The organism is Verrucomicrobiota bacterium (genome assembly GCA_037139415.1).
Taxonomy (GTDB): Bacteria; Verrucomicrobiota; Verrucomicrobiia; order Limisphaerales; family Fontisphaeraceae; genus JBAXGN01.
In genome coordinates this window covers 1-1,906 of the sequence record JBAXGN010000371.1, presented here as the reverse complement: position 1 = coordinate 1,906, position 1,906 = coordinate 1, and the positions used below count along the sequence as shown (strand labels likewise).

Annotated in this window: 1 protein-coding gene and 1 tRNA gene; both read left to right on the top strand. The window is 56.4% G+C overall.

Annotated features, from left to right (window positions below; all coding sequences use genetic code 11):
* Positions 1-104: 104 nt before the first annotated feature.
* On the top strand, positions 105-1,340 hold the full coding sequence (locus WCO56_29765) for an SUMF1/EgtB/PvdO family nonheme iron enzyme (protein ID MEI7733789.1): 1,236 nt from the start codon (positions 105-107) through the stop codon (positions 1,338-1,340).
* Positions 1,341-1,704: 364 nt separating this feature from the next.
* Positions 1,705-1,792 (top strand) — tRNA-Leu (locus WCO56_29760).
* The last annotated feature ends 114 nt before the right edge of the window (positions 1,793-1,906 follow it).

The window sequence follows — 1,906 nt, the reverse complement described above, 5'->3', positions numbered from 1 at the left end:
TAAACCAAAACAGCTTACAGAAAAACGACTATGCTAACTCGTAAACTGGGGCTAGCGGCGGCATCACCAGCCTGCCCAAGTCATACACCGAATTGCATCCGTATGTGCGCCGCAACGGGCCCGAGGGGGATTATCACACGCTCACGCCGTTGGAATTTCACGTCCATACCAGCCTGCTGGTGCAAATGCTGAGGAAAAACCATTACAACGTGAAACTGAGCGATGAAGCATGGGATCGTCTGGTGACCTGGATTGACCTGAATGTGCCGGCTTACGGTTCCTTCAGCGAAGGCCATAAAATTCCCAACGACTTTGAAGCCCGCCGCCGGGAATGCAAGCGGACGGATGCCGGGGTGGATGAAGACATCGAAGCCTTACCGCCCCTGCAGAATCGTCCAGCGTTTGTGAAGCCCCAGCCTTTGCCGCCCCGGCCCGCGCCGATTACCCTGGCGGGCTGGCCGTTCAGCCCGGCCAGTGCTCAGCAAAAGCAGGCCGCCCTCAGCCCGGTGGATACCCAACTGGACTTGGGCGGAGGCGAAGTGATCCGGCTTAAGCGCATCCCCGCCGGGGAGTTTGTCATGGGGGATGTCGCGGGAGACAGCAACGAATACCCTGAGTCAAAGGTGAAAATCAGCCGGCCTTTTTGCGTGGGCGTCACCGAGATAACATTGCGGCAGTACCAGCAATTTGATCCGGTCCATCGCAACGGATATTATGACCAGCATTACAAAGACCAGGTGCGCCCGGGCTACCTGATGGATTCGCCGAACCTGCCGGTCATCCGGGTTTCCTGGAACCAGGCGATGGGATTTTGCCGCTGGCTTTCGCAACGCACGGGCAAGCAGGTGACGTTGCCCACCGAGGCGCAGTGGGAATGGGCGGCCCGCGCTGGTTCCGCCACGCCGTTCTTTTATGGCGGGTTGGATTCTGATTTTTCCACCTTCGCAAACCTGGCGGATGCCTCGCTCAGTCAGATGGCGGTCAAAGGCGTGGACCCGAAGCCGATCAAAAACGCGGATAAATTCTGGGATTACCTGCCCAAAGAATCGCGGTTTAACGACGGCGTGCTGATGCTGGCCGAGGTTGGCCGGTATCAGCCCAATGCCTGGGGGATTCACGACCTCATTGGCAACGTGGCGGAATGGACCTTGGATGATTACCGCCCTTATCCCTATTCGTCAGGGCTGGCCATGAACGATGCCACTTCCACTGGCCTCAAAGCCGTTCGCGGCGGTTCCTGGTCCGAACGGCCCAAAGAATCGCGAGCCAGTTCCCGCCTCGATTATCCCGCCTGGCAGAAAGTGTACAATGTGGGCTTCAGAATTGCGGTGCTGGACTAACCTCTGAAAATTGAAGATTCAGCTTGAGTCGGACAACCTCCCGGTACGCACCCAGGCGGCGATCGGCTGCTTGCTCCCTGATAGCATTTCCATAAATTACGTAGCCGCTCGACGTCAGTCGGTGCTGATATTCTGCCCGGCAGGACCGTGAGCAGCTCCGGCTTTCAGCGCTACATCATTATTTGAACCGCTCGAAACACTTTAGCAAAATTGGTGTTATGAACTTGACGCTGACCCGTTTTCGAGGTGACATCACTTGGCATTACAAGCGCTCCGCCTTGGGGCGACCAGTAGTTATATAAGGCAACACTGAATCAAGTTTGACGGTGCGACAACTTGCCTAAGCAGTTGTTCTATAACGATAGCCGGTGTGGCGAAATGGCAGACGCACAGGACTTAAAATCCTGGGACCATAAAAAGTCGTGTCGGTTCGAGTCCGACCACCGGCACCAAAAGTGCATTCCAGTACGGTAAACACGGGTTAAAACTCACTTACCATCGGGCTGGAACTGGGGGAAACGGTGCAGTGGGAATTGCTGGACCGGGGCGAGTTGCATCTGGTCCGG